Below are 26853 nucleotides of genomic sequence, written 5' to 3'. Positions count from 1 at the left end.
GAAGTAATTCGTCGGAGCATTGCCAATATACATCTAACATTTCAAAATAACTACTTGGCTTAACGCAGTTATTGCACTGATTTTATACTTTCTTAACTTACAAAAAAGCTGTCGAGAAGTTCTCGACAGCCTATAGGGCTAGGTGAAGCCAAACTGTTCATCAAATGTTAATAGCCTTCGAAATCCGTGCGGCTTTGTTTAATTCTACATGCTTTGTTCTATTTACGGAATTATGTTTCCACAGCGCTGTACAAACACTATCCTCTGTATAATTTCACATAGAACCTGCTATGCAAGCTTTTTTCCAGTTCTTGTGCCATCTTCAAGGAGAGCATTTAACGGACCCTTTCATTATCCACAGCCCTTTGGCTTTGACCACTTATTTTTGGGTACCCAATTTAATCGTTGTTTCTTTGCGCTTCCCATCACGGTAATAAACAACGGAAACGTCATCGCCAACCTCTTTTTCTTGATATAAAATTTTACGTAAATCAATCATGTTCATAACCTGTTTACCATCTAATTCAGTTATTACATCTAATCGCTTCAATCCTGCCTGATCAGCTGGTGATAATGGTTCTACACTCCACACATACACACCGCCTTCGATCTCATTCGGCAGATTAAGCGTATTATTCCATTCAGATTGCGGCACCTCATCTAATGAGTAGATTTCAACACCTAAATAAGGTCTCGTTACTTCACCTTTACTTTCTAGCTCAGTAATAATTGGCATTGCCGAATCAATCGGAATGGCAAATCCTAATCCTTCCACGGCTGTTTCATTAATCTTCATGGAATTAATACCAATTAACTGACCCTTAATGTTAATTAATGCACCACCACTATTACCAGGATTAATCGCAGCGTCTGTCTGAATAACTTCAGCTTGCCAATCTGCGCGTCCATCTTGGTTGAAATCCTGTGGTATTGTTCGCTCCGTCCCACTAATTACACCTTGAGTTACAGAACTAGAAAACATGAGTCCTAGTGGATTTCCAATGGCAATGGCTGGCTCTCCTACCTTCACACTACCAGATGAGCCTAATTCAATAACCTTATCTACCTGTTCTCCATCCATTCGTAACACGGCTAAGTCTGAAAACAAATCACTGCCGATTAACTCTGCCTCAATATGTGTTTCATCAAATAATACAACTTCTATGGTATCCGCACCCTCAACGACATGATGATTTGTCACCACAAAAGCTGTGCCATCCTCATTTTTATAAATGACACCAGAGCCTTCTCCAGCTTGATTATCACTTTCCTGTTGCTGCCAAAAATCATTTTTCCGTTGAATATTAATTACACCAACAACTGCCGGGGTGACTTGATTCACCACATCGGTTATCTGTGTAGATACATCAACATTCAGCGTTTGCGTTGGTACATTGGAATCTGTACTACCAGATTCTGTATGCAGCTGACTTTCTTCCGTTATGGAGATAATTCCCGAATCAACTAATGCGGGTAATGCTATTGTCACTAGCAGTACTCCGATAATTACGCCTAATAATACAGGTACAAGCCAATTTTTCTTTCTCTTTCGATATGGATTTGGTGGATAGTGCTCATCATAATAACCCATTTACCTACCCCCTTACGATCAACAGTTTAAAACATTTCACCCTTAGTTATTCCCATAATGATTAAAAAAATAAACAAAATGTTAAACAACCTCATAAAGTGGTGTTGGACTTTTATGATCTGTATCCAATAAATTTAAGGATATTCCTCTTTCTCGTAATACACTATCTACCGACATACGAGCAAGCTCTCGCATATTATTGTCAAGGCTCAAATGAGCTAAGTAAATACGTTGTGTATTATTTCCTATAATATCAGCTAAGGCGAGTCCACAATCCTCATTAGAAATATGTCCTGAATCGCCTAAAATACGCCGTTTTACATTCCAGGGATACCTTCCCATTCGCAGCATACCTACGTCATGGTTTGCTTCAAAAATGTAGGCGTCCGCATTTTCGACCGTCTTTTTTATTCGTTCTGATACATATCCCAAATCCGTCACAAGCGCAACTTTCTTTCCATGATGATGAAAAGTATAAAACATCGGTTCAGCAGCATCGTGTGAAACGCCAAATGACTCTACATCTAAATCACCAAACGTCTTCACCTCTTCCATCCCAAAAAGAAACTTCTGTTCCGTTGCAATTTTTCCTATCGATCCTTCCATCGCTTTCCAAGTGTTTTGATTCGCATAGATTGGTAGATTATATTTACGAGCTATAATGCCAAGTCCTTTTATATGGTCACTATGCTCATGTGTTACTAATATGGCTGATAATTCTGCTGGGTCGATATTAATCTCTTGAAACAATCGATCCATCTGTTTTCCGCTTAATCCTGCATCTACTAGCAATTTTTCCTTTTCTGTTTCTATAAAAAAAGCGTTACCTGTACTTCCAGATGCTAGTACACTAAAACGTAGGGTCATTCCTGTTCACTCCGATTTTTATTATCATCTACTAATTGATTTAAGTAGTCAATAAAGCCTGTCTTCCACTCGACCTCATCGTTTATTTGTTTATACAACGGTAGGCTGTCGGTTATTGTTGAAGTAATAAAGCTCGTGTCATCACTAGGATAAATATAACTTTCAACTGCATTAAAGAAATAATTTCTAATGTTATCCTCTGCGTCCTTAATACTGACTAGATAGGTTGGTGCAAACACATGAGCTCCTGTATCTCGTTTGATTCTCGTATAATAACCATTCTCTATATTAACAATTTCATCATTCGAATATAATTTGTTTTCCTTATATAATTCATTAAACATCGTATTAACCTTAATTAAGGTCAACTTTTCCCCTTGTGGCTCTGCTTCACCGAGTAACGTCTGTGTGTAATACATCATTTCATTTGCATCATTTAAATACACAAGTAATAAACCATATTGATTGTAGTAGATAGGTCGGTTATTTTTATTTTGGAAAAAGATTAATACATTCGTGTCTTTATTCCAACCCCAATAGCTAAATTCATCGGAAAAAGCAACATAGCTTTTGACAAGCTGACTAATACTCGTTACACTTGCTTGCTTGGGAATCGAAACAGGCTCTTTGAACCTTGAAACAACCGTATAATTATTAATAATTTGTGGGTCCTGATTACTTAATCCAGCTATTCTCTCTATTTCAGTATCTGTCAGCTTTTTGGGTGATACCTTAATAACCGAATCCTCTGTAATATCCACCTCTTTATCACTAATTTTAATGCTTTCTGCGGCGAGCTTATCTTCGAGCGTCTGCTCCTGATAATTAAATTGCTCGGGATTCGCTCGATCTTGCTTATCGATAAATTGATATAGCAAATAAACATCGAGGATTAAGAAGCAAAGAATAAATAATGTTTTGATTTGATTCCACTGCATGCCTAATCCTCCTTCTTTTGAGGATTTAGTCGTTCCTCAAAATTAATTCTCTGCCAAGATCCATTTAACTTCATAAACCAGCTCGGCTCCAATTCAACGTAATCGTTTGGATCATTTTCCTTATAATTATATTGATAGCCTAATTGAATACCTTGAAGGTTTTTTATACCCTCACCAAGGCGATCTTCCAAATGAGAAATAACCGCTTCACCAGAGGGGATATCCCATTGCTCTTTTTCCAATTCATTTCTTATGCGCAGTAATGAGCGTTTATAGCTAAAAATTTCCTGTTCACGGAACTGCATTTCCATTAATGATAGGCCAAACTGGTTGTAAACAGGATAGCCATTATAATGCATTTGATAGGTGATACTATTTGTTGCTAGATCCGCGCTCATCAATTTGTAATCGCCTGTCCAGCCATTATGTTCATTGATTTCATCTACACTTTTCTCCAATAAATTCATAAACCCAAAATTCGATAGCACCTTAGGAATCGGATTGTAGTAATCCATTCTTCTACCGTTTTGCTCCACTCTTAACTCACTAATCCCATTTGAATAATTAGCTGAACTAAGCTCTGTATTCGATCTACTGACCGTATCCGGATTTTTAAATAATGTCTCTACTAATAAATTTGGTGATATTTTTTGAATGGTAAACAGATATTTATACTGATTTGTCGGTTTACTTGGAATATAAAAAGCTTGCTGTCCTTCACCAACTTGTAAGAACTCGGTTAACCCTTCCCGTGAAGCAATTAATTGCCTGAGATTCTCATAAATTACTGAGTCCGTGATCACTGCCTGTGCTGTTTTACTACCATTTAACGCCGGAATTTGTAATGTTATCGTAGATGCATCAGCATTCAATGTCATATACATACGCTGAAAAGACCAGGTTGGTAGCTTTTCCATACTTTCTGAATCTGTAAACGAGAAGAGTCTGTTGGCCAATTCAATCGGCAGCTCCTCTGGGAAAATCAATTCTATATCATAATCGGATAACTTCTGCTTCGCATTATAGATAGAAAAATCCGTTAAAATCCATGATTGCATTTCTTCAAAAAACCGTTGGTTTTCCTTGGGATCTTTATAGCCAAGATGCTGATTAGTCGCGTGAAAAATAACAGATTGAGGTGAAATCAAGCTGTTTGTTTTCACAGCTGACCCACCAATATCTATTCCTCCTACCGCAGGATTCTTATCTAACGGACTATACTCTTTCTGGTAGCTCCAAAGTCCAAATGTTAGTAATAAGCTTACGCCTATCAACAGGACTAATGCAAATGATTTAAATGTTTCTAGCTTCACGATGCACCCCTCCGCTTCTGATTCATAAGCGGCAGTGTAAAGAAGATCGTTGTCCCTTTACCTTCTTTGCTCTTTGCCCAAATTTGTCCATGATGCGCCTCCACAAGCTCTTTCGCAATTGCTAAGCCGAGTCCTGTACCACCAAGCTTCCTCGTCCTCGCTTTATCTGCACGGTAAAAGCGTTCGAATATTTTATCTAGTTTATCATAAGCAATACCTAGTCCCTGGTCATGGATGCTAATCAATAAATAATGACGTTTTTGTTCAGCTTTTAGCTTAATCGTACCACCTTCAGGAGAATATTTAATCGCATTTGAAATAATATTATCCAATACCTGTGTCATCTTATCCTTATCAATCCATACATGATAGCTTCCGTTTGGAATTTCTCGTTGTAATGCAATATGCTTCGGAATATGCATTTCAAATCGATCAATAATATGGTGGTAATAGCTAATAAAATCTGTTCGTTCCTTCTGCAATGGATACTCCTCTGCATCCATTTTTGAAAGCTGTAATAAATCATTAACCATACGAATCATTCGTTCCGTTTCATTTTGTGCCACACTTAGGAACTTAGGGGCTATTTCTTTATCCTGCCAAGCACCGTCCGTTAACGCCTCGATATAACTTTTCATCGTCGTTAAAGGTGTGCGCAGCTCATGTGATACATTGGAAACAAATTCTCTACGTTCCTGATCAATCTTTTCTTGCTCCGTAACATCACTAATCACCGTTATAAAGCCAGTTACTTCATCTTCATCATCAAACACTGTGGAAAAATTAGCGCGCACAATAAACGCTTGTTCCTCATCACTAAAATCAATAATCATCGAGCCACTATCCTGTAATTCTGTAACATCGACCATTTTTTCGTCCAGCTGCAGTACATCCAATAAATATTCTCCGATCATATCATCAGGGTTATACCCAATTAATCTTCCTGCAGCTTCATTTATAAGCGTAACGGAACCAGAATTGTCCGTAGCAATTACACCATCTGACATATTTGACAAAACCGAGCTAAGCTTTCTACGCTCCTCCTCAATGGTTGCATACGAATGCTTTAACCGGTTATTTAAATCATTAAATGTCTCTGAAAGATGACCAATTTCATCTCTTCCATATACATTTACTTTCTGTGTAAAGTCACCTGTTGCCATGTTTTGCGCCTGCCTACGCATTTCAATAATCGGTTTCGTAATGGTACGAGCCACTAATATCCCTATGAAGGCAGAAACCGTAATTGCTAATATCGAGCCACGAAGGAATATTTTACTAATATTGCTTAATTGATCATAGACGGATTCTAAAGACGCCTCTAAATAAATAACACCGACAACAATATCACTATCATCTTTATCTAAAATAGGCTGTGCTAGGATATAAAACCGATCATTTGCCTTTGCTCGTATATCAGGTTGAGGGGCATTACTTGTAAGTGCACCTTGCACATAACTATTGGTTGTCTTCTTTCCAATATCATCCTGTGTTGTATAGTCACTTGTAGCAATCACTCTACTTTGATTACTAATCACCTGTAGACTTGTAATATCATCTGCTTGAACCTCTGAAACAATACTTTGAATTTCCTCATTTAATGTTGGTTCATCAGGATTGTCCTCATCACGCTCACGTGCAAAAGCCTGAGCTAAATTATGACTTAACAGCTCCACTCGATCCATAATCGATCCTTTAAAGCTCTCTACTAAGCTCTCCTCTAATTTCACTGTAAAAAATGAGCCGATAACCTGAATAGCTACCAGCAATAAAAGAATATAAATAATAATAAATTTTAATTGAATAGAACGGAAAAAGCCGACTTTTCTCATGAATAACTACTCCTGATCAGGATTTCGTAAATAATACCCTACACCTCTTCGGGTTACTATCCACATTGGATTACTAGGATTCTCCTCTATTTTCTCACGTAGTCTTCTCACCGTAACGTCAACGGTACGAACATCACCAAAGTAGTCATAACCCCATACGGTCTCCAATAAATGTTCCCGCGTCATAACTTGTCCCATATGACGAGCAAGGTAATGAAGTAATTCAAATTCGCGATGGGTGAGTTCTATTTGTACACCATCACGGGAAACAACATACGCATCTGGATGGATGACTAGCGATCCAATTACAATATCCTTTGTTGCCTTCACAGTATCGTCTGGAACTACCTGCTGTCTACGTAGATTTGCCTTCACTCGAGCAATCAGTTCGCGGTTACTAAATGGCTTCGTTACATAATCATCAGCACCTAGCTCTAGCCCTAGCACCTTGTCTATCTCTGAATCCTTTGCTGTCAGCATAATAATCGGCATTGTTTGCGTTTTTCTAATCTCTCTACATACTTCATTGCCATCTTTATTTGGTAGCATAATATCCAAGAGGACCAAGTCAGGCTTTTCAGCTTCTGCAGCCTCAATCGCTTCGTCACCATCATTCGCTACAATAACTTCATAGCCCTCTTTTTCTAAATTAAATTTTACTATATCTGCAATTGGCTGTTCATCATCTACTACAAGTATTTTTTGACTCATATCTGCCACATCCTTCTCTTTCACAATCCTAAGTTTATTTTATCTTACTTTTGTTCAAATGTCTTTTCTAGTATACGGGTTCATTATCAGGTAAGTTGCTTTTACTATAACCTTATATATGTTCGAAAGCAATGAGAGGTTTTTAACGTAGATGAGAGAGGAATTTTAAATTTTTTTACATTTATTCTCTTTGGAGTTCATTATTATCTTAATTCTATATCATAAAAAAGACCGATTCAAGAGCAGCTCCTGAATCAGTCCTTTATAATTACTTTAAATAATCGGTAGGATCCTTACGTACCCCATCTTTATACAACTCAAAATGTAAATGAATACCAGTTGATCTACCAGTCGTCCCCATTACACCAATTTTACTACCTTTTTCTACGGTTTCACCAGCCTCTACATCCATCGAGGCTAGGTGGGCATAAATGGTTTTCATCCCGTTGTTATGATTGATAACAATTTTATTACCATACCCTCCATTATCGTAGCCTGCTGATACAATGGTTCCATTATCAGCTGCTTTAATGGTGCGACTGCTCGGCCCAGCGATATCAATACCTTTATGAACGCTTCCCCAGCGTTTTCCCATCGGACTGGATATATGACCGCCAACAGCTGGCCATGTCAATTTGCCTGTTCCACGAGAAGGGATTACTTTCGTACCTTTGATAATGATCTCTTTTTGTGGTTTTTTTATGATTTTTTCATCAATGACTGTTTGATTTACTTCCTCACCATTACGTTTCTCCATAGCATACAAGACTTCTTTTTTACCATGTTTACCTTGCTGCTTTACTTTCTCTTCTCCCTTGTAAAGCTCATCCGATTTAATCACTTTCGTTTCATGCTTTACGTTTTCTTCTGCTACATGTGCTTCCTTTACAACAACCTCGGCAAACGGACGATAAGCAGTCACATGAATCGCTTGATTAACATGGAGCACGCTATCCTCAGCTAACGACTTGTTTAACTCAAGCAATTCTTCCATAGATAAATTATATTTGCTAGCAATCTCACCTAGCACTTCTCCTTCATCCACCTTATGCACCTGTTCTTCTAATGTTCCTTTTTTCATCATAGTAAGACCTTGCTCTACTGTTAATAGCTTCTCCGGATCAATAACACCATCTGTATATGTAACACGGTTTGAAAGCTCAATACTTGTTACAATACGATCGCCAACTTCTAAATCATCCGCGGTAATTTTTGTTGGACGTTGATTATCTGGATTTACCGCCATTTTTTCCTCTAATGCCTGCCATTCTTGTTTCTCGACATATTCTGCTTTATAGCTTGCTATGACTTGCTCCGCTGTCTCATAATCTTTAAAAAAGCCTACGCTTTTATCGCCAATTTTTAGCTCGATAGCTTCTGCCTCTATCGTTATATTTTCCTGCACAGCAGCTAACACCTTTTCATTATCAAATGTTGGATTAAAGACCTTTTCGGAGATAAGCGAAATATCTTGTTTGGGACGTAACGTCAAATTGTCATCATTATGCTCCACTATAGCTATCTTCTTATCTATCATTTGTTGAATCGCTTGCTCATTATCAACCTTACCAATGTGCTCACCGTCTATATACACATGGTAAACCGTTTTTAGATCGTCTGCTGCATAGACGGTTGAAACAGTAAAGAATGTGGCTATTAGTAGGAAAACACCTAATTTTATGTATAAGCTTGATGAAGCTTTTTTTCCTTTTGTAAACACTTACAGTTGCTCCTTCTTGCATTTCTCTCTATCTACATTTTTATCCTCTCTTAAACTAACATAGGATAATAGTCTCAGAAAGAGCTATAACAGAACTGTAAAGAAAATGTATAATAGCATACAATTTTTTACTATTCTATCGAAATAGCAAAACAGTGTGCTTCATTATTGCTTGGTAGTCAGTTTTAATACATTTATTTCTGGAGAGTTGAACAAACGAAAATTTAAAAAAGATACGGCATCACTACTCCCTAAGCCGGCACTCACATATTGCTTCGTTCCTTGATACTCCCACAACCCCTTAACTCGATCAGCAGGAGGAAAAAATCGATTTGGTTCATACCAGGATTCAGGAACAAAGATAGGTCCTAGAATAGGTAACCTGATTTGTCCACCGTGATAATGTCCAGCAATAATTAGATCATACTTCCTCCATATTAAATCAGGGCTAGCCTTAATCGTTTCTATTCGCTTGTCGACAATAGGATAATGATTTACGGCAATAAGCAGATCTGATGTATCCATATCTTCTAACACTTTTAGATCTTTAATCAGCTGCTGTTGATAACTTAAATAAGCAGGATTTTGAGCATATGGAGGCTGAACTACCCCTTGTACATTACCCAGAGCACGTTCATTTTTGATAATAGATAGTTCAAAATTAACAAAATGGATGGCTGATTCCCCTTTATCAATGGTATAAAGTGATTCTAAGAACGTAACATTTCTTTTTTTCAATCCGTTTATAAATTCACTTGTTTCTACTGTTGAATCAACCTGATAGCTAAGCGGATCAGTATTACCTGGAACATAGAGGATATTTTCCTTATTATCCAACCCATCAATAATCGTATAAAACGCCGAATCATTTTTGCTTCTAATGCTATCGAGCATATCACCTGTAAAAACAAGCACATCATAGTCAATACCATTAATAGCTTGGATTAATTGCTGTTGATTTTCCCCAAATAGTTGTTCATGTAAATCTGTTATTTGTAGGATCGTAAAATCTTTAAAGGAATCTTGAATACCATTAACCTTAATTTCTTGCTCCACAACAACAAATCGATGATTATCCCATATTGTATAGGTAACGAATCCAAGTAAACTACACAATATGAGCATGGCTATCTTTTTTCTCCCTATAGTAATCATTCAGGAAATCTCCTTTAACCTGCATATAACTGGAAGTAAGAACCCTCTTCAAGCAAACAAAATATGGATAAATGGAGGATCTACTGCCAGTAAATGTCCAATTGGTTCGGGCCTACGTGGAAGTAGGTCACAAAGGTGTTGCCACAGGACGTGGCGATTTAAGCCTTTGTACGTATTTGTTTCACTAAAAGCCGGATGGAAGTTTCACTGTATATAAGGTACTTCATGTATTTTCCTTCTACTTCAAACCGTAATAAATGGATTAGCGAATGGCTTGTGTCTGTTTCTGTAATAACTGACATAGGATACCTTGATCGTCCGATTCTAACTGTCTAAAAGTCCCCATTTGCTTGACTTCCCCTTTATCTAACACAATGACTTGATCAGCGTGATGAACCGTAGACAACCGATGGGCAATTACTATCAGTGTCATCCTATCCTTCAATTTGTTTAACGATGATAAAATCTCTCCTTCATTTTCGCTATCCAGCGCACTAGTTGCCTCATCCAACACAAGAATTCCTGGACTTCTTAAGATCGCACGTGCCAATACTAGCCGTTGCTTTTCACCACCAGATAGCTTCATACCCCTATCGCCAATAACCGTATCTAGTCCATTCACTAAATTCCTCACAAACTTAGCAGCAGATGCAAAATCTAATGCTTCCCACAGTTCCTGTTCTGTAGCTCCTGGCTTAATTAACAACAGATTTTCTCTTATGCTTGTATTAAATAAGAATGGATCTTGGGCAACATAACTTACTGTTTGCCTTAGCTCGATCAAATTTTCCTTTGTAAGTGGAATCCCATCTACAAAGACCTCGCCCTTTTCTGGTTTATTTAAACCCATTAAAATATCTATTAACGTGCTTTTACCTGCCCCAGATTTCCCTACAAATGCGGTCATTTTATTTGCTGGAATAAATAGAGATATGTTACGTAGCGTATAACCAGCTTTGTTACTTTCATAGCGAAAATAGACATTTTTGCATTTGATACCCTCATTTACAGTTATTGGCTTTATTTCTTCATGAGATCGAGACATAAATTCTATCGCTTGATTACATTCATGTTGCAAATGCTTTACCGCTTGAAAGGATGGAATAGTCGTGGCAATTCGTTCCATGGAGGCTTGAATATCTACAACCCTCGGCCATAGTCTGGAAAAGATGATAATAATTAACATGAGCTGGCTGCCTTCGGCTTGTAAAAGCTGAATGGCCACAAATATAAAAAAAGCGATTAAAACAGCAGAAGCTATTTTATAGTAAAGCTGTGATGTCATTTTTAATGTTGTAAAATGAACTTGTTCTGCTTGCATACGCTCTGTTATAGATTGATACCACCTTATTCGAGATCCTTCCAGTGTGTTGCTTTTAATATCCTTGATTCCATTTATATGATCCGTAATTCCTGCAAGATAATCTCTTCCTAACTCATAGTTTTTACGACCTAATTGTAGGGATTGCTTTAAGAACTTTCGATTAAAGTAAATGAGTAGCAACCCACAGATTAATACCATTATGGTAAGAGTTGGTGATAATATAAAGGCAAAACCAATTTGCACGAGCGTAAACACAAGTGACGTACAAAACATAAGAATCGAATTTATTCCTGAACTGGTACGAGAAATTTCTTTCTTTAATAGATTAATCAGATCAGACTTTCGATGCTTTAGATAAAAGCCCCAATTCGCCTGCATTAAACGACTGTATGTTTGTATACGTAAATGCCTTAGGAAGCCCTGCTGTACGATAGCATTTTTAATGGCAACGCGCCGTTGGAGAAGGTTCTGTACGATTGCTAGCAAAATAAAAATGCCTAATATAATAGGCAACCCCATTGAGCTCGGAATGGTAGATAAGAAATCAAACTGTTGTATTATTGCTAGCTCTTCTGTATTTATGTCAACAATCCCCATCAAGCTTATCATTGGGACGAGTAGTAATATGCCTGCTCCCTCCAAAAAACTCATGCATATCATAGCAAGCAAATTTACGTAAAGTGTTTTCCCAGCAAATTCATGAATTTGTCTTAGGAAGTAATAAATATCTTTCATCTCGTGCTCCCCCTAATTGCATACCTCACTGTCTTTCTCCAAAGCCATAAAAAAGGGCGTAGCGGGAAATATAAAACATGTAGTTTTTTCGGCAGTGGTAATGTTTCTCCATCCTCTGGATACGGATATAAAAAGCTTAATATAAAAACTAGCTTTTGCTTCGGTGCCATGAGTGAAAACAAATGCCATTTATGATAGCGAGAAACCTCTTCAGGAACTGGGGAAGCATGGAGATTCACCTTTCTTTCCAGATAAAATAATGCATCTTGCGCTAACGCTCGTGAGCGTTCTGTACAAAGCGTTTTCCATTCCTTGGGAAGTGTCGTGTTTACTAGATCACGGGCTAACATAATACTCTGCCCGCCTATGTGATGATAACCGTACTTTTTTAAATGCTTATTTAAGCTCATCCAGTCCATTTTCTGCAATTTCAGCATTTGCTGTATATCTATAATCCATCGTAACCTTGACCAGCCATGACGTGCTCCATGTGAAACAAGAAACAAAAACAAGTCCTCGTATCCAAGTAAGTAAACAGGTGACTTATGAAGCGAGCTTTTCCTCCTTCTATCCCATAATTGAGTGAAAGACGGTTCTTTGGCAGGGCCTGGATGTAATCGCCAATGTAATTCCAATTTAATTTGTTTTTGTGGATGAATATATGTAACATGATGATGTCTCCATTTCCAATCATTTAAAATAGTTTGGATATAATCATCTTTTTCATATCCAAAGCGTTTAAGTAATGCCTCTGCTGTCTCCAAACGATCGAGCGGGATAAGTACATCAATATCACTTGAAGTCCGTAGAGAAATATCCCCGTATAACTCGTGTGCAAGCACTGGCCCTTTTAAAACAATAAGCGGAATAGCTTGTTTGGCAAAAACATTACTTACCTCATCGATTTCTGCTGAAAGATGAAGCATTTCCATTGTATTGCGTCTATATTCCTTACTTAAAAACTGTATGACATCAGAAGGTAACGATATTGCTTTGTTCACTTTAAGCCTCGAATAAAGTAATGGATAAATACGATGATGCTTCATAAGATCTATACATTTATCCCAATCAATAGCTGCAAAAATAGCTTGTTCATTGTTTTCATTTATAAGGTCAAGAAGTAGCTTTACTTCATTCGGTAGGCGAGAAAGGTTTAAATACTTATCCATGATAATCACCAACGGACTTACCTGAATTTGTGCGCATCGCGAATGTTGCTACCACCGTGAATTTTCTCATTCCTTCTTTACCTGTAACATAATAAGAACCACTACGTAGCCAGGAATGAGCGATCAATTCATCATTCGCATCTTTTGCCGTTCCTAAATACAATGTGCTTTCCATATGGCGTCGACGTAGCATTTTTTGTCCAGCAATCGCTTTTACTAGACACTGACTATCCCATGGTGTGTATCGACTCATTATTTCAATAGATTCTGAGATGTGCTTCAACACGTGGATATTCTTTTCTGTGATCTGACTTGATGTTTCTTCCGATTGATTGCCTAACAAAGGAGAAACCATTGCGAAGGGTAATGCTTTAAGAATCCTTCCCCATCCTAAACAAAAGAAAGCTTCTAATAAACGTATTTTTGCTTCAGAATTCAATAAAATAAATAATTTTACGTTATGCATCATACATGTCTAATTCCTTTCCAACGTCATTTAAAAAGGAAATAAAGATTAGGCTCTTATCTGCTTGCATCGCTACATTGAAGCATATTCTATGATAGCGATTCCGGATTAACTTGAATTAATCCCTCGTTTAATAAATGCCCCAAAAAAGTCAGAACCTGTTCCTCACAAACGTGCTCCTCTACATCATATTGACTAGTTAGTAATGAGATTAAAGCCTTGATGGATATTGGCTTTTCGATATGTTCCCAAATATCCCCTCCCACTGTTCCCAAATTATAATACGAGCTATTTTCCATACATAGCATGACTTTTTCACCATCCATGTCACTTACAATTGCATTGGTATCTTGGCTAACTAATTGATGGATGATAAGCTTTTGCTGCTTGATCATTTGTATTCCTCCTTGCTATCCATTCTGATTCGATAACGTCTGCAAGCTGTTCCGCCGTAAAATAGGATGTTGGGCGTTGTAATTGATAGATATCTAGTTTATTTACCATTTTAGCTATCGTATGAAAATGCCATTCCAATAACCCTGATTTTTTCAGTAATGACTTGCGAAACGTATGTTTATACAGCGTTTGCAACCGTTCAAGATTGTGAATTGGCTTTACCTGAATATCCTGCTTATCACTTTTTACTAATTCATATACACCAATCAAAGGTAACCATTCGGAGACAAATTGGTTCAAGACCGGAATAGCAAATTTTGATGCTCTATCGATAAGTGGACGATACTTCGTTTCCTCCATTCCAAAATGATGTAAACTTTCTAACCATAATTTTTGTTGGGGATACGCTGGCTTAATATATGGAATGCCACTCTTCTGGAAGGTTACTGGAATAAGGTCATCACTTACTAAATGATATCCTCTTTGTAAAAATTCAGATGCTAGCGTAGACTTTCCAGCTCCTGAGGAACCTACAATGGCAATGGCAGCTCCATCAACAGCTATCGCACTCCCGTGTAAAGGAAGCGTTTTCCGCTGCATTAATAGTATTCCCATACTTGTACCTAGGATAAATAAACGAACTTGATCTTCCTGTGCACCATCACATGGCGAAACAGTTATGTTAGTTCCTCCTTGGATTGCATAGATAGCCACCCCATCAACCTTAAACATACAAAAATTCTCTTTAATTATAAAAAATTCATCCTCTTGAAATAGCCTTGCCCATTGTTCCGTTAAATCCGCTCTCGTTATGATCACGTCACGTCCTTGTCCCTCATTTTCAAAAGACATAGGCAGTAGCTCTGGTAACACGATATCACTAGATATCGTTAATCCGAATGCCCGATAATCCACGCCTCTCATTCCCCCTCTTTATCCCGCATATAACTGGCAGTAAGACACCACTTCAAGCAATAAATGTCCGATTCGTTTCAGAGCCTTTAGGTCATACCCTTGTGGTACTAACCATCCGTGGGGATAAACAAAACCCCCCACGGATTAAAGTTAAATTTGTTCGGGCTGTCTCAAATTTAGCTCTCTACTTTTACAACTACAGGATGAGACAAGCCCTAATGTAAGTAATGTGATATGGCTGTTTTAATTCTTATTCAAGAAGTGTTCAGTCGCTAACAAAACGATGTTTTCTTTAGCTACCAAGATTATCGTCTCCTGAATCATCACTATCATCCCACCATTTGCCACCATGGCCTTTGCCCTTGGTAAGGCTTACACTAAGCTGATCTAATACAGGCTTTTCCCATTCTTTTTTCATGAAGTTCCCCCCTTTCATCATCATTCGTTCATTATAAAGAACATTAAATGGATAAAAAAGCGCGAATAACTTCGCAATTTCGTTCTTTATAAAGAATATAGTGCTAATTTACCATGACTCTCTGCTATTGTCAATGCTAAGAACGATGAAGTCAAGCTAATTTCCTAGATACTTTATCGTATTACCCTCTTGCTTAACATGTGGTGCTGTATTTTCATTAATGTATATCCATTCTTTAATTGAAGTGGAATCAATCTCTGTATATATCACATTATCTAAGATGGCTACCTCCTTCGCTTTATTAATACGGATAATGGGGATCTTTGTTGCTGACTCAAATTGTGAAGATTGAATAACAGCTTCTACACCAGTATTATCTACATGTAAATCGCCAATTTGCTTAAATACACAATCGTTAAATTCATAGTTACCTAAACTATTCAGATCAATCCTTCCCTTTCCTGGCTCTGATGATGCAAATTCACAGCCATTATATGTTCCTCTAGGTAAATCAAGTCCATACGTTGCGTTATAGTCAATAACTTTCAAGCGATTAAAGATACTACCATCAGCTACTTCACCGACTATATTACGTTCGACCGTTTCGCCTGTGATCGTTACATCACTTAATTTTATGGGTTGATCCTTGATTTGTAGCGAATTGATTTGTTTTCTATCATTTGCTAAGGTAATATTTGAAACTTCTACGCCATATGGCTCTTTACTTTGAATACTTAATTGTGAATTTGTGAATTCCATATCTGTAAGTAGTGTATCTGGACCGAAAATCGTTGCTAACGAGTCCGACATACGGTTACCGCGAAAGACTGCTTCACCTTCCGCCACAATTTTACTAGCATCAAACGTATTATTTTTAATAACAGCACCAGACCGAAACGATGTAGCTATCGCAAGACCAATGGAGGAATTCGCTTTATTCGGCCCAAGATAATTTTCATCAACCGTGACATCTTGACCATCATAAAGAATAATATTATACCTTTCATTATTATATATCCGATTCTCTTTTATAAGGATATTGTAATTAGGATAAAAACCTGCTTCAATATCAATTCCTGATTGAGGGGCGATTCCCTTGATGTTATGTATCTTATTTTGCGTGATCTCCATGTTAGAGACGCCTGCAACGGTTATTCCCTGCCTACGATTATTTGCTGATTCACTATGCTTTATTTCAACCTGATTGGATATATCCTTATTCCAATACTCCAGTTCTACGCCAGCTATCTCTTCTGTATCAAACACAGCATGAAAGTACGCTGCCTGCTCTGGCACATTGACCATACTCCAATCAAGCTCCTGATTCTCTACCTTTTGAATAAATGTACCATCTGAACGATAAAAAAAGATATCATAAGGGGTATTGGCATTCATATTTTTTGGGCGCGAGAGCTGAATAACTCTGTTTGCATCAAAAACGGGATGCTGGAAATTTGTCTTTACATTTCCTTTGGTTCGAATCTTCGTAGAATCAGCTATCAATTCTCCCTTCTTACCAATTGCACCCAATTCAAAATCACTTTCTTTTAATCTATTTATTTGTTTCGAACTCCCGCCAACCATAATGCCATCTCCAGTGAAATTAATCGTCTTTACATCTTCTATCTTTAAATTATCGGTACCAAGAGCTAATATTCCCATACCAAACTCATGGGTGCCATGGCTATGAGACGTATCCTTTCCAGTATAATCGTGTGTGTCGCGATCCCCTTGAAATGTCCCACCTTTAATCGATACATTCTTCGTCTCTGGACCGACATATACAATTTCATAGCTCTCATATGAATTGGTTTCCTTTTTTAGAGTTGCTTCATCAGCTAGTTCTAGTGTTAGATCGCTTACCATATTTAGGCGAGCATTCGGATCAGACGGCTCCTGTCCCTTATCTATTAGATACGTTCCAGCCGGTATATAAAACGTGTTGTAATCATTTCTACTTGCCCACAGTAACGCTTTGTTTAAGCCTTCTGTCGTTTCCTTTGGATGTGTACCATCATTATAGATCCCCCATCGTTCCAAATCCACAGTATAACGCGACGTAGAATTATTATCACCACCGCCTTGTTCATCTGTAAATTTCATTATCAAAAAAACAGCACCTAAGACAACAAGACCTAAAAATAGCAAATACTTCTTCTTCAATTCTTTCACCTCGCTCGACAGCTGGATTCTAGCAAGCACCCACATTATGTTAAACTTCTATTGCATTGCCTTATATATATACACATTTTTTCCCTTTAATGGGATCGTTTTCTGTAGTGAAAAGTAAGATGTTCCTTCCAACTTCTCGGTTCTTAAAATGATATCAACCTGGTATTTTTTCATTAAAGACCGTAATTCTGTTTGCGTCAATTCATTGATATGACCAGCATTATCATACTTTCCATCATATATATCCATGAACCGTTCCGCCCATTCCTTATAATATTTTTCATTAAATGGAAAGTCTTTGCTAACCGGTACACTTCGATTTGCAATTAAGCGTAGTTTTTGATTTACTAAATGATCCACATCAATATCTGCTAATATTTGTGCATCCTGAGCGGTATGTTCCTTCACCCATGCATAAAGCTCATTCCGTGGTTCTGAAATATCAGGAATATTAAAAGCTAGTTTTCGATCCAACACAAAAAAGCTACCTGCAAAAGCCAATAGTACGAGTATCAAATAGAAATAATGTAAACCTATTCGTTTCATTAAATAGCGATCTAAATAAATATGAAGCTTCAATCCTTTTTTAGCGAACAACCAATCACTCCATACTGCATAAACGAATACAGCCCCCATCATTAATGTAGAGAGCTTTATATCCTGTGTAAGTACAGGAATAAACGGAAGATGCAGCAATAGGAATGAAAGATAATCTTTATTTCGTAATTTGTAATACATGTAATAGGCAAAGATAAATAAATAGAATACGGGGACAAATACAAACGTGCGATAGGGAATTATGGTTACGATCGATTTGATAGGAACCACTTCAACAAAAAGATAACCAATAGCCATCATGAACGTAATATAAAGCCCATACAGCTTGAGAAACCTTAGAATAGAAGCTGGCAGCCTCTTTCTTATTACATACATCATATAGATGATGATAACGGCGTACATGATAGCAATGAACCAATTTTCGATACCAAACTTCGATGGAATATAATGATGGGGATGTCTAAGATCACCAATGATTGTTGTGTATTCCTTACTCGATAAGAGTGCTACTCCCTTTTCCGACAGCTTTAATGGTATATAGCTAACGAAAAATGCTCCGATTATCGAAAGCAAACCTAAAATGGACCAACGATTTATCATCGATTTGATTTCACTGAAATTATACGTAGCAACAAAAAGCAGTCCAGCTATCGCTAATCCATGTAATGTTAATACAGGGTGAAGCAGCATAGCAATAGCAAATAACATACATGATGAAAAGATGTTAGCTCGATAAATTAGAACGAAGCCAAACAGAATAAACACTAAGGAAAATTCCGCTGCACTGAATACAGGTGTACTGAAAAACCAGGCAATCGTTCTCGGAATACTATAAAAAGAAATGGCTCCTAAGAACATTCCAATAAGAGCGATATACGTTTGCTTGTTGCTAAGAACATATAATAAAGTGAAAACTGCAATGTTTAGCAGAAAGATCCGTAAAAGATTTACAAATGCAATGAACACTGTATAATCTACATGAAACACGTTTGCTCCAAAAATATAAAAATAGGAAACGTACAATCTAGGGGAAAATTCTTCAAATGTATTTGTATAAAAGTCAGCTGGCAGAAACTGCTTATTTAATAGCTTCTCAATTTGTGGAAAGCTATCTACTACAGGCCACCCCCAAGCAACCTGATAAAAGTAAACGGAAAATAAACTAATGAGAATAATTATAAGGCAGAAGATCAATGATCCATATTTCTTTGTCCTATTATCATTCACCCTAAACTCCCCCTAGATCCATTACGCTTCCCATAGATGGACATACTCACGTTTTGTACATATTGCATCCACATGTATAGCATTCGCTAGTAAATCATCCTGATAATTAGTAATATCCTCTGGTCTGCCTTGCAACTCAGGAGACACCAAGCATAATTTAAATCCTGCTTGCTTTAATTTCGTAAAACGTTTCCTATCAATTGGTAGTCTGGTAAAGCAATCTATCCAAACCCAATTCACTCGCCCCTGCATCGCAAGAATCGTATCTATCCCTTCGAACTCGGAAAATCGGATAGCAATATTCCGTTCTCCATGACGTGTCAGTTCATAAATCATCGGAAAGGAAGAATCTAGAAAGAAGTAGTTCGTAATATGATAGTTTTTTAATAGTGTTTGAACCTTATGCTCAATTCGTTCACTCTTAATATTTAAGATCATACAACCATGTTGATAATGCTGCAGAAACTCCTCCAAATCCTCTCCATCCTCAAAAGGATCATGTTGCAAAATAATGCGTCCTCCTGCATCTCGTAAATCAATCTCAACCCCATAATGCTTAGGTAGCTTATTTAATTGAGCAACGGTATTTATTCGATGAGCAATATAGTCCATTATCTAGCTAACTCCTTTTTTAAGGTCGTACTAAAATCTAGGGTACGTTTTATAAATTTTACCTTGGCAGCTAACCCATTATTCCAGCTTGATTCCCCATGTAATCGGTCTGGGAATACGACAGCAAACCGATGAATTTCCAAATCGGCCTTCCTAGCCATATAGAACGCATATAGATCCAGCGAAAAGTCATCTGGCGGATTAGACCAGCTTAAATAAAAGCTACGATGGAATACATTTGGCTGCGCATTTATATCACGGAGCTTTTGCTTTAAATATAAGCTTTCAAACAAGCTCATTCCGCCTGTAAACAGCTGATCGAACAACGGTCTATTTTTTCGATTTCCCTTCACAAATATATGTTGAGGTGAGGGACTATTGTCTATTACCTCCATCGCTTTGATAACATCTAATGGATCTGTTTGTAAATCTGCATGGGTCCACCCTAAAAATTCACCTCTGGCATGACTTAAACCGTATAAAATACCATATCCATATCCGCGATTCACTTCAATTTCTAAGCGTTGAGCAAAAGAATATTGAGGAACCCATTGCTGCAGCGTTTCGCTGCTTTCATCCTTGGAACCATTATTGACTAAGAGAATTTCGACATCCTTTCGTTCCATTACCTGCTCCCATCTAGCTAATAAAGCTGGGATATTTTTCGCCTCATTATAGCAAGGAATCACAATGGAATACTTGATCATTTTTTAAACACCCACCATTTCTGAATCGTAAAATTTATAATTGTACTTGCTGCCGTCGCAATCGTAAAGCCAACTAACGTTATCGAGCTTATATGCGTCAGGATGAAGAAATTTACACCAACATTAACTCCAAGTGTACTTACATACAGAAGTGTAAACTTATAAAATTGGATGATAGCATGTTGTTTCTTTTCAAACGTCCAATACTTATTGAGAAGAAAGGCAATGATCATTCCGCAAATATATGAAATCAGTTTGGCAATATTGGGATCTAAATTTGGAATCAGGATAAAATATAGCAAGCAATCTACAGCAACAGCCGACATTCCTACTACGATGAAACGCAATATCTGTCTAACATGGCTATTCATTAAAGGGAAACTGGCTTTTTCCATTGATACAATGCATCCAACTCAGATATTTTGTCTTTATTTATAAATGTATCCAAATGTAAACGGTAGGGATGCCAAGCACATTTATGGAAGAAGCTCTGCCAGTATTGGAATGTTTTTAAATCCGTAGGTGTACCCCAACCAATATAATGATCCACCTCAAGCACTTTTACATGTAATCCCATCTCGATTAGTTCATTGAAACAGCTATCTATATAAAATTCACCATTCACTCGTATATTTTTTGCAAATAACCGGTTGATAGCCTGTTGAAAATAGCTCGCTTTTCTAAAATAAAACGTCCCAACAATCGCATGATCATCATAAGGATGATCACTGATTGGCTGCTTTACGGATACCTCTGTTACACGATTCTGTGTGTCCACCTTCACCCATCCATACATTTCTGGATTTACTTTACTAGAAGGATGTCTTCGAAACGTCCATATAATGGCATCAATATCATCATCCTGCATTAATTGTTGATATACGGCCTCATTCCATAAGGCTCCGTGGTCACAGGCTGAAATAAGTAAGGATTCATCCAGATTTATTCTATCCAAGGCTAATGCACAGGTTTTCGCCTGCCCTTCCATTAGCTCTTCTACCACTAAAATTTCACCCGACTCCCCATACATTCTTAGGTCTTGTTCTATATCATAGCGCTGCATATGTTCTTCCAAGCACATTAAAAATTGTTTGTTAGCCTGTGGTAAATATGCGTTTGCTTGTATAAACATCGGTTTCCCAGAAACCTCTATAAAAGGCTTCGGCAGCGAATAACCATTTCTAGCAAAGCGACTCCCCGCACCAGCTAATGGTAGTATGGTTGTCATTGGATATATTTCCTCGGCTTTGTTTCCTTCCATAACCCTATGAAAATAGCTCGACCAACGCTGGTATGCTTCCATATCCTCTGGCGTCCCCCATTGAAGCATATGTTGTATTTCGTAAATGAATGTATGCAATCCGTCCCTTTGTAATAGGTTATAAACGAGACTGACATAGTATTCTCCGTTCACATGGATATTCTTTTCCATAAGTTCTGTAAAATATTTTTTTACAAAAAAGCCTTTTTTAAAGTAATAGGTTCCGCTTGAAGCAAATTCCTCCATTCTATTCGAAGTGAACGGCTGTTTTTCTTTTATTTCTAGCATCCAGTTATGCTGATGACGCATAAATGCATAATTGGTTGTTCCTAACATATGGGGATGAAAACCTCTATACGCCGGTATGGCACCGTCAGCATTTCTTTCTCGAGTACGTGCTAGAAAATCATCATAGCTCCAGTAGCAAGAGAAGTCACAATAATTAATAATGACCTCTTCCTCATCGTTTATTTCCTGCATAGCTCTTGTAACTGCATATACTGGTCCCTGCTTATGTGGTGATATACTAATAATTTTTCCCTCTGGAGCAATCCGCCTAAGTATACTTTCCATATTTGTGGCTTGCAGGTGATCCTCTCTACAAATAAATATAAAGCCCGTTTCTTTGGGAAATAAATTCACTACATGCTCAATCATTGGCATGCCATCCACTTCAATTAATGGCTTTGGTTGCTGGTAACCTGCTCGAACAAATCGACTGCCTTGTCCTGACATAGGTATAATAATTTTCACTTTCATCCTCCTAATCCCTTATTAACGCGCAGGAAAACCTCTACTGTTAAACGTTTACTTTATACGCTCTGTCTAAATTTCTCTGCTTCCCAATCGCTTAAGTACCGTAACTCGTTATTATCTAATGGTTGTTCTTCATCATATAACGATGCAAGTGTCATAATATGTGCTTTGAATACTTCCTCCGTTTCTTTTGCTTTTTTGCGATTTACAGACACAAAAAATAAGTAGCCTTTATAAATAACTACTTTCGGTAGAGTTTGATACATATCCATATACTCTTTTAATGCTGCTACGTCCTGTTTACTAGTTACATTTACAGCGTAGTAACCACAAAACACAAATGTATCTGGACATAAAGGCGGTTTGTAAAATACTGTTCGCACATGCTGGAGCATCTGTGTCAAGTAAGGATCCTCCGATAAATAAGCAGTGATTGGGGAGCTGTCAACCGTGTACATTAGTTGTGAAAGTTCATTGCTAAGTCGATAGTGATCGAAATAAACACCTAGATGCTTTTCAATGGTCATAACAACATGATTGGTTAATCGCTTCACTTCATTTGCGTCATCCGCGCTAACAATTAATCCGTGATTTTGTAAAAAGATAATCTGAGGTAATTGCTGCCATTGATCTAGATAGTTCACACACCTCTCGTTTAATTTGATAGCGAGATCGATCCCGGGTGTTTCGTATGGAATAAATAGAGCTTCAGGAAATAGCAACTGTAGTTGGTCTCTCCCATTTTGTTTACATGTAAACATATTTACGACGATTGGGTGCGTATGAAGCGTATATTTATAAAGCAGAGCATGTAGGAATGTTTCGATAGATGGTCTATGGTCAACCGAATATACCGTTTCTTTCATTAAATTCCCGGCAAGCTGCTCTCGCTTTTTTTTATCTGTTTCATGTAAGACTTGTTCATTTTCTAGGATTTCCTGTATCTTATTAAGGCTAACTTCTACAAAGGCATCCGTCTCATTTACATCCGACAGCAGTTGTCCCGAGGCTTTAATGAGCATCTTTCCATTCGCTAACTTAACAGAGGAATTGCCACCTCCAGCTTGAATTAAATCGAACCGTTCCCCAGCGAAGCGTGAAAGCCCAACAAATAGCTTCTTCTCCTCAACCATGTTTCTATCCACTCCCTTCCATAAACTGGTTTTATAACAGCAGGCGAGATGCTGTTAATTTTTCGTATACATGCAAAAAGTTCCCTATAGCTAGTGGGTTTTTATGAGCAGCCTTTTGATTCAACCAAAAAGATGTTATTCCTAATGTCGATGCTGCTACGACATCTTTTTCATAATGATCACCAATCATAATGACTTCTCCTGCTTCCATTCCTAATTTGTTTAAAGCTAGCTGAAAAATATGCGGATGTGGTTTTTCTACACCTGCTTCTTCACTCGTCACCATGTAGTTGATGCGTTCTTGAATACCGAGATAGACTAGCTTCCGATGCTGAATATGAGTCGTCAAATCCGTTACGATACAAATTGGTATTTCTTTCGTTTTATTTAGAAAAGCATGAACACCTTTTTTCAGCCGCATCGCTGGTAAAAATGTATCCCAATATAACCGATACGCTTCTAATGTATGTACTTGCGCATTTACGTGTAAATATTCAAACATCCGTTGAAAATAAAGCATTCGATTATGGGAAGCTGCAGTAGCACCTAGATCTGCCTTTACAGAATTCTTTGCTAGTTGAAACACTTGCTCCAGCTCCGCATAACTCCTAGATGTATGAGAAGCTATATAAGCAAATACGGCATCCATCCCCTGCTGATGCGCATATTCATAATCATATAGTGTATCATCAAGGTCCAATAGGATTGCTTTAAAATCCATTGCAATTACCTACCTTTCATTTTCTCACTAATAAATACGAGGATAATTAATTGTATAAATGCCTCATAGCCATCCCGCCACTCAATCATATGACCTCGAGTAACTTCATTTAAATTTTCAATACAGAGATTAGCTAATTCATGGACTGTTTGCCGATCAATTGGCGCATGTAATTTTATCATCTGATGCTTTAAATTAGCGTGATAATCATGTGTATATGAAATATTTGCATTATCCATTTCCTCCAATACATGCTCGAGAAAAACATCTGCATCACAGGTGATTGTTAATTGAATTGCAGGATTCTCATCTGGGTTCCCGATCGCAAATGGCTTATCTGTATAATATTTGATAATAATATCGGCATATTCTTTTTGCGGATAGATATATTTCTTTGCATCTTCCACCCTAGCGTCAATTTGCTTCATCAGCTTCTCTATCGAGTAACCACGTTCGTTACAGTCTCGTATAATCTTCCAATGTCTTCGCAATTGTTCATCTGTATCCAGATAAATTTTTAAATCTAATACCTTTCTCGTTCTGGCTAATAAAAGTGGATGTAGTCCACACATGACAATAAAATCATTCGGGTCTATCTTCTGGGGATTTGTAAAGCTCCCCTTTTGATGGTCGTATTCAACGCGTTTTGCCGAGTTACCATTCTTCAACCTTTCTAACGTAGACGCCTGTTCATGCAGAAAATTGGCCTTCGGGTTTAAATGGGTATACTCTTTCCACTTCTCATGACCTCGCTCCCATTTATGATCACCGTCTCCTTCAACTATAAGTAACCTCTCGGCACCAAATAAATTCATTAACCCTTTTGTTAGTGTTGTTTTACCAACACCACTATCGCCGCCTATGCCAATTACGGTTGGCCTTAACCGCACTTTGTATAAGGAATTACTAATAATGCCATACCTATAAAAAATCCAAATTAAACATAGCAAAATCCCTTCAAATAACGTAAATATCAAATTAGGTACAAAGCTATCATTCTGATCGATATGAAAGAATTCAGAAATAGCAAGTAATGTTGGATTTGTATTGGGATAAAAAAAGATAAAATAACCTAAATAAGCGGTAGTTAATAGTAAATATTGATACATATTATGTTTATTCTCATACGTCTTAATAAAAAAGAACGACGCAAACACAAAGGACCAGGCATACCAATGAGGCATTGGTGGAATAAATAGCACAAATGCAAAATAAAGCATGCCTAAATAGGTATACAATAAATCAGCATTAATTTTATCGAATCGAAAAAAGTGAATATAAATTAATGCAATAACAAGCGGTGCTACATAAATCTTGAGATAGTCAATTTCCAAATATATATCGAGCATTTTAAATTGATCTTCATAGTAAAAAACCGATAGTTGATACCCCTTTGAAAATAGAAAAGGGCTTGATAAAAGAAACCAAGTCCCAAGTGCGATTATACTGAATTTCATTACATCAATCGTTCGATGCATTTTCAAAAAATAGATAAGAAGTAATGGCAATGCAAAAATTACTGGCATTTTTAACGACAATCCAACCGCAAAGAAAACCGCAGCAACGACATGCTGTTTGCGTAGTAAATAAAATACCGATAGCAATAAAGCAGCTATCGGTAATAAATCATGATGTGGATATAGATAACTCGCTATAAAAATAAGGGGGGAACCATAATAGATAAACATGACCCGCTTTTGCTTTGTCGGAAACGTTCGCAGTAGTACATAATAAATAAGTATATCTGCTAGTAATGTTGGTAGCTGTATAAAAAACGTTTGAAGATGCTGCCCATCCAATCCGAACAGTACAACTGGCAAGAAAAAAAGCGCTAATATAAATAGCATTCCTGATGGATAAGGAAACGTCTCAAGAAATTCTTTTCCCTCATAAAACCTAGGCCATGCATCACTAAATGTCCTGATAAAATGGTCTACACTTGGTATTGTTACATCAAACATATCCTTCGGTATCCAAGCATACATCGTGATCACTTTAAGACATGTTATACCAATAAACCATTTACTCTGAAAGGTGTCACTTCGATCCATCTTCATATCATCCCCCCTTATGGAATTTTCTTAAGAAAACTGAGCAAAATTCGCTCAGTCCTTATCACTAAATGCTCAAATTTACGCTTCCTCTAGTAGCTATTA

At 37.4% G+C, this 26853-nt stretch carries 23 protein-coding genes; all 23 read right to left on the bottom strand.

Features of this window, described 5'->3' with window-relative positions; all coding sequences use genetic code 11:
- Nucleotides 1–379: 379 nt before the first annotated feature.
- Nucleotides 380–1591, bottom strand: coding sequence for a S1C family serine protease (locus ABDZ84_RS14990; protein WP_026680493.1), 1212 nt, complete (start codon nucleotides 1589–1591; stop codon nucleotides 380–382).
- Between the two features lie 81 nt (nucleotides 1592–1672).
- Nucleotides 1673–2458, bottom strand: coding sequence for an MBL fold metallo-hydrolase (locus ABDZ84_RS14985; protein WP_026680492.1), 786 nt, complete (start codon nucleotides 2456–2458; stop codon nucleotides 1673–1675).
- Entirely contained in the window at nucleotides 2455–3396 is a 942-nt protein-coding gene (locus ABDZ84_RS14980; protein WP_026680491.1) for a two-component system regulatory protein YycI, read from the bottom strand. The genes ABDZ84_RS14985 and ABDZ84_RS14980 overlap by 4 nt, the downstream gene beginning before the upstream one ends.
- A gap of 2 nt (nucleotides 3397–3398) precedes the next feature.
- Complete coding sequence (locus ABDZ84_RS14975) at nucleotides 3399–4709, bottom strand: YycH family regulatory protein (protein WP_026680490.1); 1311 nt, start codon at nucleotides 4707–4709, stop codon at nucleotides 3399–3401.
- Nucleotides 4706–6541, bottom strand: a complete 1836-nt coding sequence (gene walK / locus ABDZ84_RS14970) for a cell wall metabolism sensor histidine kinase WalK (protein ID WP_166530713.1) — start codon at nucleotides 6539–6541, stop codon at nucleotides 4706–4708. Before walK ends, ABDZ84_RS14975 begins: the two co-directional genes overlap by 4 nt.
- Nucleotides 6542–6547: 6 nt before the next feature.
- Nucleotides 6548–7252, bottom strand: coding sequence for a response regulator YycF (yycF, locus tag ABDZ84_RS14965; protein ID WP_026680489.1), 705 nt, complete (start codon nucleotides 7250–7252; stop codon nucleotides 6548–6550).
- Between the two features lie 268 nt (nucleotides 7253–7520).
- On the bottom strand, nucleotides 7521–8972 hold the full coding sequence (locus ABDZ84_RS14960) for a M23 family metallopeptidase (RefSeq protein WP_026680488.1): 1452 nt from the start codon (nucleotides 8970–8972) through the stop codon (nucleotides 7521–7523).
- Nucleotides 8973–9137: 165 nt separating this feature from the next.
- Entirely contained in the window at nucleotides 9138–10127 is a 990-nt protein-coding gene (locus tag ABDZ84_RS14955) for a metallophosphoesterase (RefSeq protein WP_026680487.1), read from the bottom strand.
- A 262-nt stretch (nucleotides 10128–10389) separates the two neighbouring features.
- Entirely contained in the window at nucleotides 10390–12186 is a 1797-nt protein-coding gene (locus ABDZ84_RS14950; RefSeq protein WP_026680486.1) for an ABC transporter ATP-binding protein, read from the bottom strand.
- Complete coding sequence (locus ABDZ84_RS14945; protein ID WP_034678715.1) at nucleotides 12183–13355, bottom strand: nucleotidyltransferase domain-containing protein; 1173 nt, start codon at nucleotides 13353–13355, stop codon at nucleotides 12183–12185. Before ABDZ84_RS14945 ends, ABDZ84_RS14950 begins: the two co-directional genes overlap by 4 nt.
- On the bottom strand, nucleotides 13348–13824 hold the full coding sequence (locus tag ABDZ84_RS14940) for a lasso peptide biosynthesis B2 protein (RefSeq protein WP_034678713.1): 477 nt from the start codon (nucleotides 13822–13824) through the stop codon (nucleotides 13348–13350). Before ABDZ84_RS14940 ends, ABDZ84_RS14945 begins: the two co-directional genes overlap by 8 nt.
- Before the next feature lie 86 nt (nucleotides 13825–13910).
- Nucleotides 13911–14216: a lasso peptide biosynthesis PqqD family chaperone gene (locus tag ABDZ84_RS14935; RefSeq protein ID WP_026680483.1), complete on the bottom strand. Its 306-nt coding sequence runs from the start codon at nucleotides 14214–14216 to the stop codon at nucleotides 13911–13913.
- Entirely contained in the window at nucleotides 14176–15141 is a 966-nt protein-coding gene (locus ABDZ84_RS14930; RefSeq protein WP_051388281.1) for an HPr kinase/phosphorylase, read from the bottom strand. Before ABDZ84_RS14930 ends, ABDZ84_RS14935 begins: the two co-directional genes overlap by 41 nt.
- A gap of 283 nt (nucleotides 15142–15424) precedes the next feature.
- A complete protein-coding gene (locus ABDZ84_RS14925; protein ID WP_161629264.1) occupies nucleotides 15425–15550 on the bottom strand; it encodes a paeninodin family lasso peptide in 126 nt (41 codons plus the stop codon).
- Between the two features lie 156 nt (nucleotides 15551–15706).
- Entirely contained in the window at nucleotides 15707–17713 is a 2007-nt protein-coding gene (locus ABDZ84_RS14920) for a right-handed parallel beta-helix repeat-containing protein (RefSeq protein WP_152525407.1), read from the bottom strand.
- A gap of 57 nt (nucleotides 17714–17770) precedes the next feature.
- Complete coding sequence (locus ABDZ84_RS14915; protein WP_026680481.1) at nucleotides 17771–19507, bottom strand: DUF6798 domain-containing protein; 1737 nt, start codon at nucleotides 19505–19507, stop codon at nucleotides 17771–17773.
- A gap of 21 nt (nucleotides 19508–19528) precedes the next feature.
- Nucleotides 19529–20119 carry a PI-PLC domain-containing protein gene (locus tag ABDZ84_RS14910; protein ID WP_026680480.1) on the bottom strand — a complete coding sequence of 197 codons (591 nt, stop codon included), beginning with the start codon at nucleotides 20117–20119 and terminating at the stop codon, nucleotides 19529–19531.
- Nucleotides 20119–20826 (bottom strand): glycosyltransferase family 2 protein, encoded by a 708-nt coding sequence (locus tag ABDZ84_RS14905; protein WP_034678712.1) that lies wholly within the window; start codon nucleotides 20824–20826, stop codon nucleotides 20119–20121. Before ABDZ84_RS14905 ends, ABDZ84_RS14910 begins: the two co-directional genes overlap by 1 nt.
- Complete coding sequence (locus tag ABDZ84_RS14900) at nucleotides 20823–21221, bottom strand: GtrA family protein (protein WP_051388280.1); 399 nt, start codon at nucleotides 21219–21221, stop codon at nucleotides 20823–20825. Before ABDZ84_RS14900 ends, ABDZ84_RS14905 begins: the two co-directional genes overlap by 4 nt.
- Complete coding sequence (locus ABDZ84_RS14895) at nucleotides 21197–22840, bottom strand: NTP transferase domain-containing protein (RefSeq protein WP_026680477.1); 1644 nt, start codon at nucleotides 22838–22840, stop codon at nucleotides 21197–21199. Before ABDZ84_RS14895 ends, ABDZ84_RS14900 begins: the two co-directional genes overlap by 25 nt.
- A gap of 59 nt (nucleotides 22841–22899) precedes the next feature.
- A complete protein-coding gene (locus ABDZ84_RS14890) occupies nucleotides 22900–23976 on the bottom strand; it encodes a class II aldolase/adducin family protein (protein WP_343782065.1) in 1077 nt (358 codons plus the stop codon).
- A 31-nt stretch (nucleotides 23977–24007) separates the two neighbouring features.
- Entirely contained in the window at nucleotides 24008–24697 is a 690-nt protein-coding gene (locus tag ABDZ84_RS14885; RefSeq protein WP_051388279.1) for an HAD family hydrolase, read from the bottom strand.
- Nucleotides 24698–24702: 5 nt separating this feature from the next.
- Nucleotides 24703–26754 carry a hypothetical protein gene (locus ABDZ84_RS14880; protein WP_051388278.1) on the bottom strand — a complete coding sequence of 684 codons (2052 nt, stop codon included), beginning with the start codon at nucleotides 26752–26754 and terminating at the stop codon, nucleotides 24703–24705.
- Nucleotides 26755–26853 lie beyond the last annotated feature (99 nt).

This window comes from Virgibacillus salarius, from assembly GCF_039521925.1.
Lineage (GTDB): Bacteria > Bacillota > Bacilli > Bacillales > Amphibacillaceae > Virgibacillus > Virgibacillus salarius.
This window is presented reverse-complemented; position numbering and strand designations above follow the sequence as displayed.

Excerpts from the sequence above, each read along its gene's own strand:
- ABDZ84_RS14925 (WP_161629264.1), bottom strand. The coding sequence starts at position 15,550 with ATGAAAAAAGAATGGGAAAAGCCTGTATTAGATCAGCTTAGTGTAAGC.
- walK (WP_166530713.1), bottom strand. The coding sequence starts at position 6,541 with ATGAGAAAAGTCGGCTTTTTCCGTTCTATTCAATTAAAATTTATTATT.
- ABDZ84_RS14945 (WP_034678715.1), bottom strand. The coding sequence starts at position 13,355 with ATGGATAAGTATTTAAACCTTTCTCGCCTACCGAATGAAGTAAAGCTA.
- ABDZ84_RS14905 (WP_034678712.1), bottom strand. The coding sequence starts at position 20,826 with ATGATCAAGTATTCCATTGTGATTCCTTGCTATAATGAGGCGAAAAAT.
- ABDZ84_RS14890 (WP_343782065.1), bottom strand. The coding sequence starts at position 23,976 with ATGGTTGAGGAGAAGAAGCTATTTGTTGGGCTTTCACGCTTCGCTGGG.
- ABDZ84_RS14950 (WP_026680486.1), bottom strand. The coding sequence starts at position 12,186 with ATGAAAGATATTTATTACTTCCTAAGACAAATTCATGAATTTGCTGGG.
- ABDZ84_RS14940 (WP_034678713.1), bottom strand. The coding sequence starts at position 13,824 with ATGATGCATAACGTAAAATTATTTATTTTATTGAATTCTGAAGCAAAA.
- ABDZ84_RS14885 (WP_051388279.1), bottom strand. The coding sequence starts at position 24,697 with ATGGATTTTAAAGCAATCCTATTGGACCTTGATGATACACTATATGAT.
- ABDZ84_RS14900 (WP_051388280.1), bottom strand. The coding sequence starts at position 21,221 with ATGGAAAAAGCCAGTTTCCCTTTAATGAATAGCCATGTTAGACAGATA.
- ABDZ84_RS14930 (WP_051388281.1), bottom strand. The coding sequence starts at position 15,141 with ATGAGAGGCGTGGATTATCGGGCATTCGGATTAACGATATCTAGTGAT.
- ABDZ84_RS14910 (WP_026680480.1), bottom strand. The coding sequence starts at position 20,119 with ATGGACTATATTGCTCATCGAATAAATACCGTTGCTCAATTAAATAAG.
- yycF (WP_026680489.1), bottom strand. The coding sequence starts at position 7,252 with ATGAGTCAAAAAATACTTGTAGTAGATGATGAACAGCCAATTGCAGAT.
- ABDZ84_RS14935 (WP_026680483.1), bottom strand. The coding sequence starts at position 14,216 with ATGATCAAGCAGCAAAAGCTTATCATCCATCAATTAGTTAGCCAAGAT.
- ABDZ84_RS14980 (WP_026680491.1), bottom strand. The coding sequence starts at position 3,396 with ATGCAGTGGAATCAAATCAAAACATTATTTATTCTTTGCTTCTTAATC.
- ABDZ84_RS14990 (WP_026680493.1), bottom strand. The coding sequence starts at position 1,591 with ATGGGTTATTATGATGAGCACTATCCACCAAATCCATATCGAAAGAGA.
- ABDZ84_RS14955 (WP_026680487.1), bottom strand. The coding sequence starts at position 10,127 with ATGATTACTATAGGGAGAAAAAAGATAGCCATGCTCATATTGTGTAGT.
- ABDZ84_RS14880 (WP_051388278.1), bottom strand. The coding sequence starts at position 26,754 with ATGAAGATGGATCGAAGTGACACCTTTCAGAGTAAATGGTTTATTGGT.
- ABDZ84_RS14985 (WP_026680492.1), bottom strand. The coding sequence starts at position 2,458 with ATGACCCTACGTTTTAGTGTACTAGCATCTGGAAGTACAGGTAACGCT.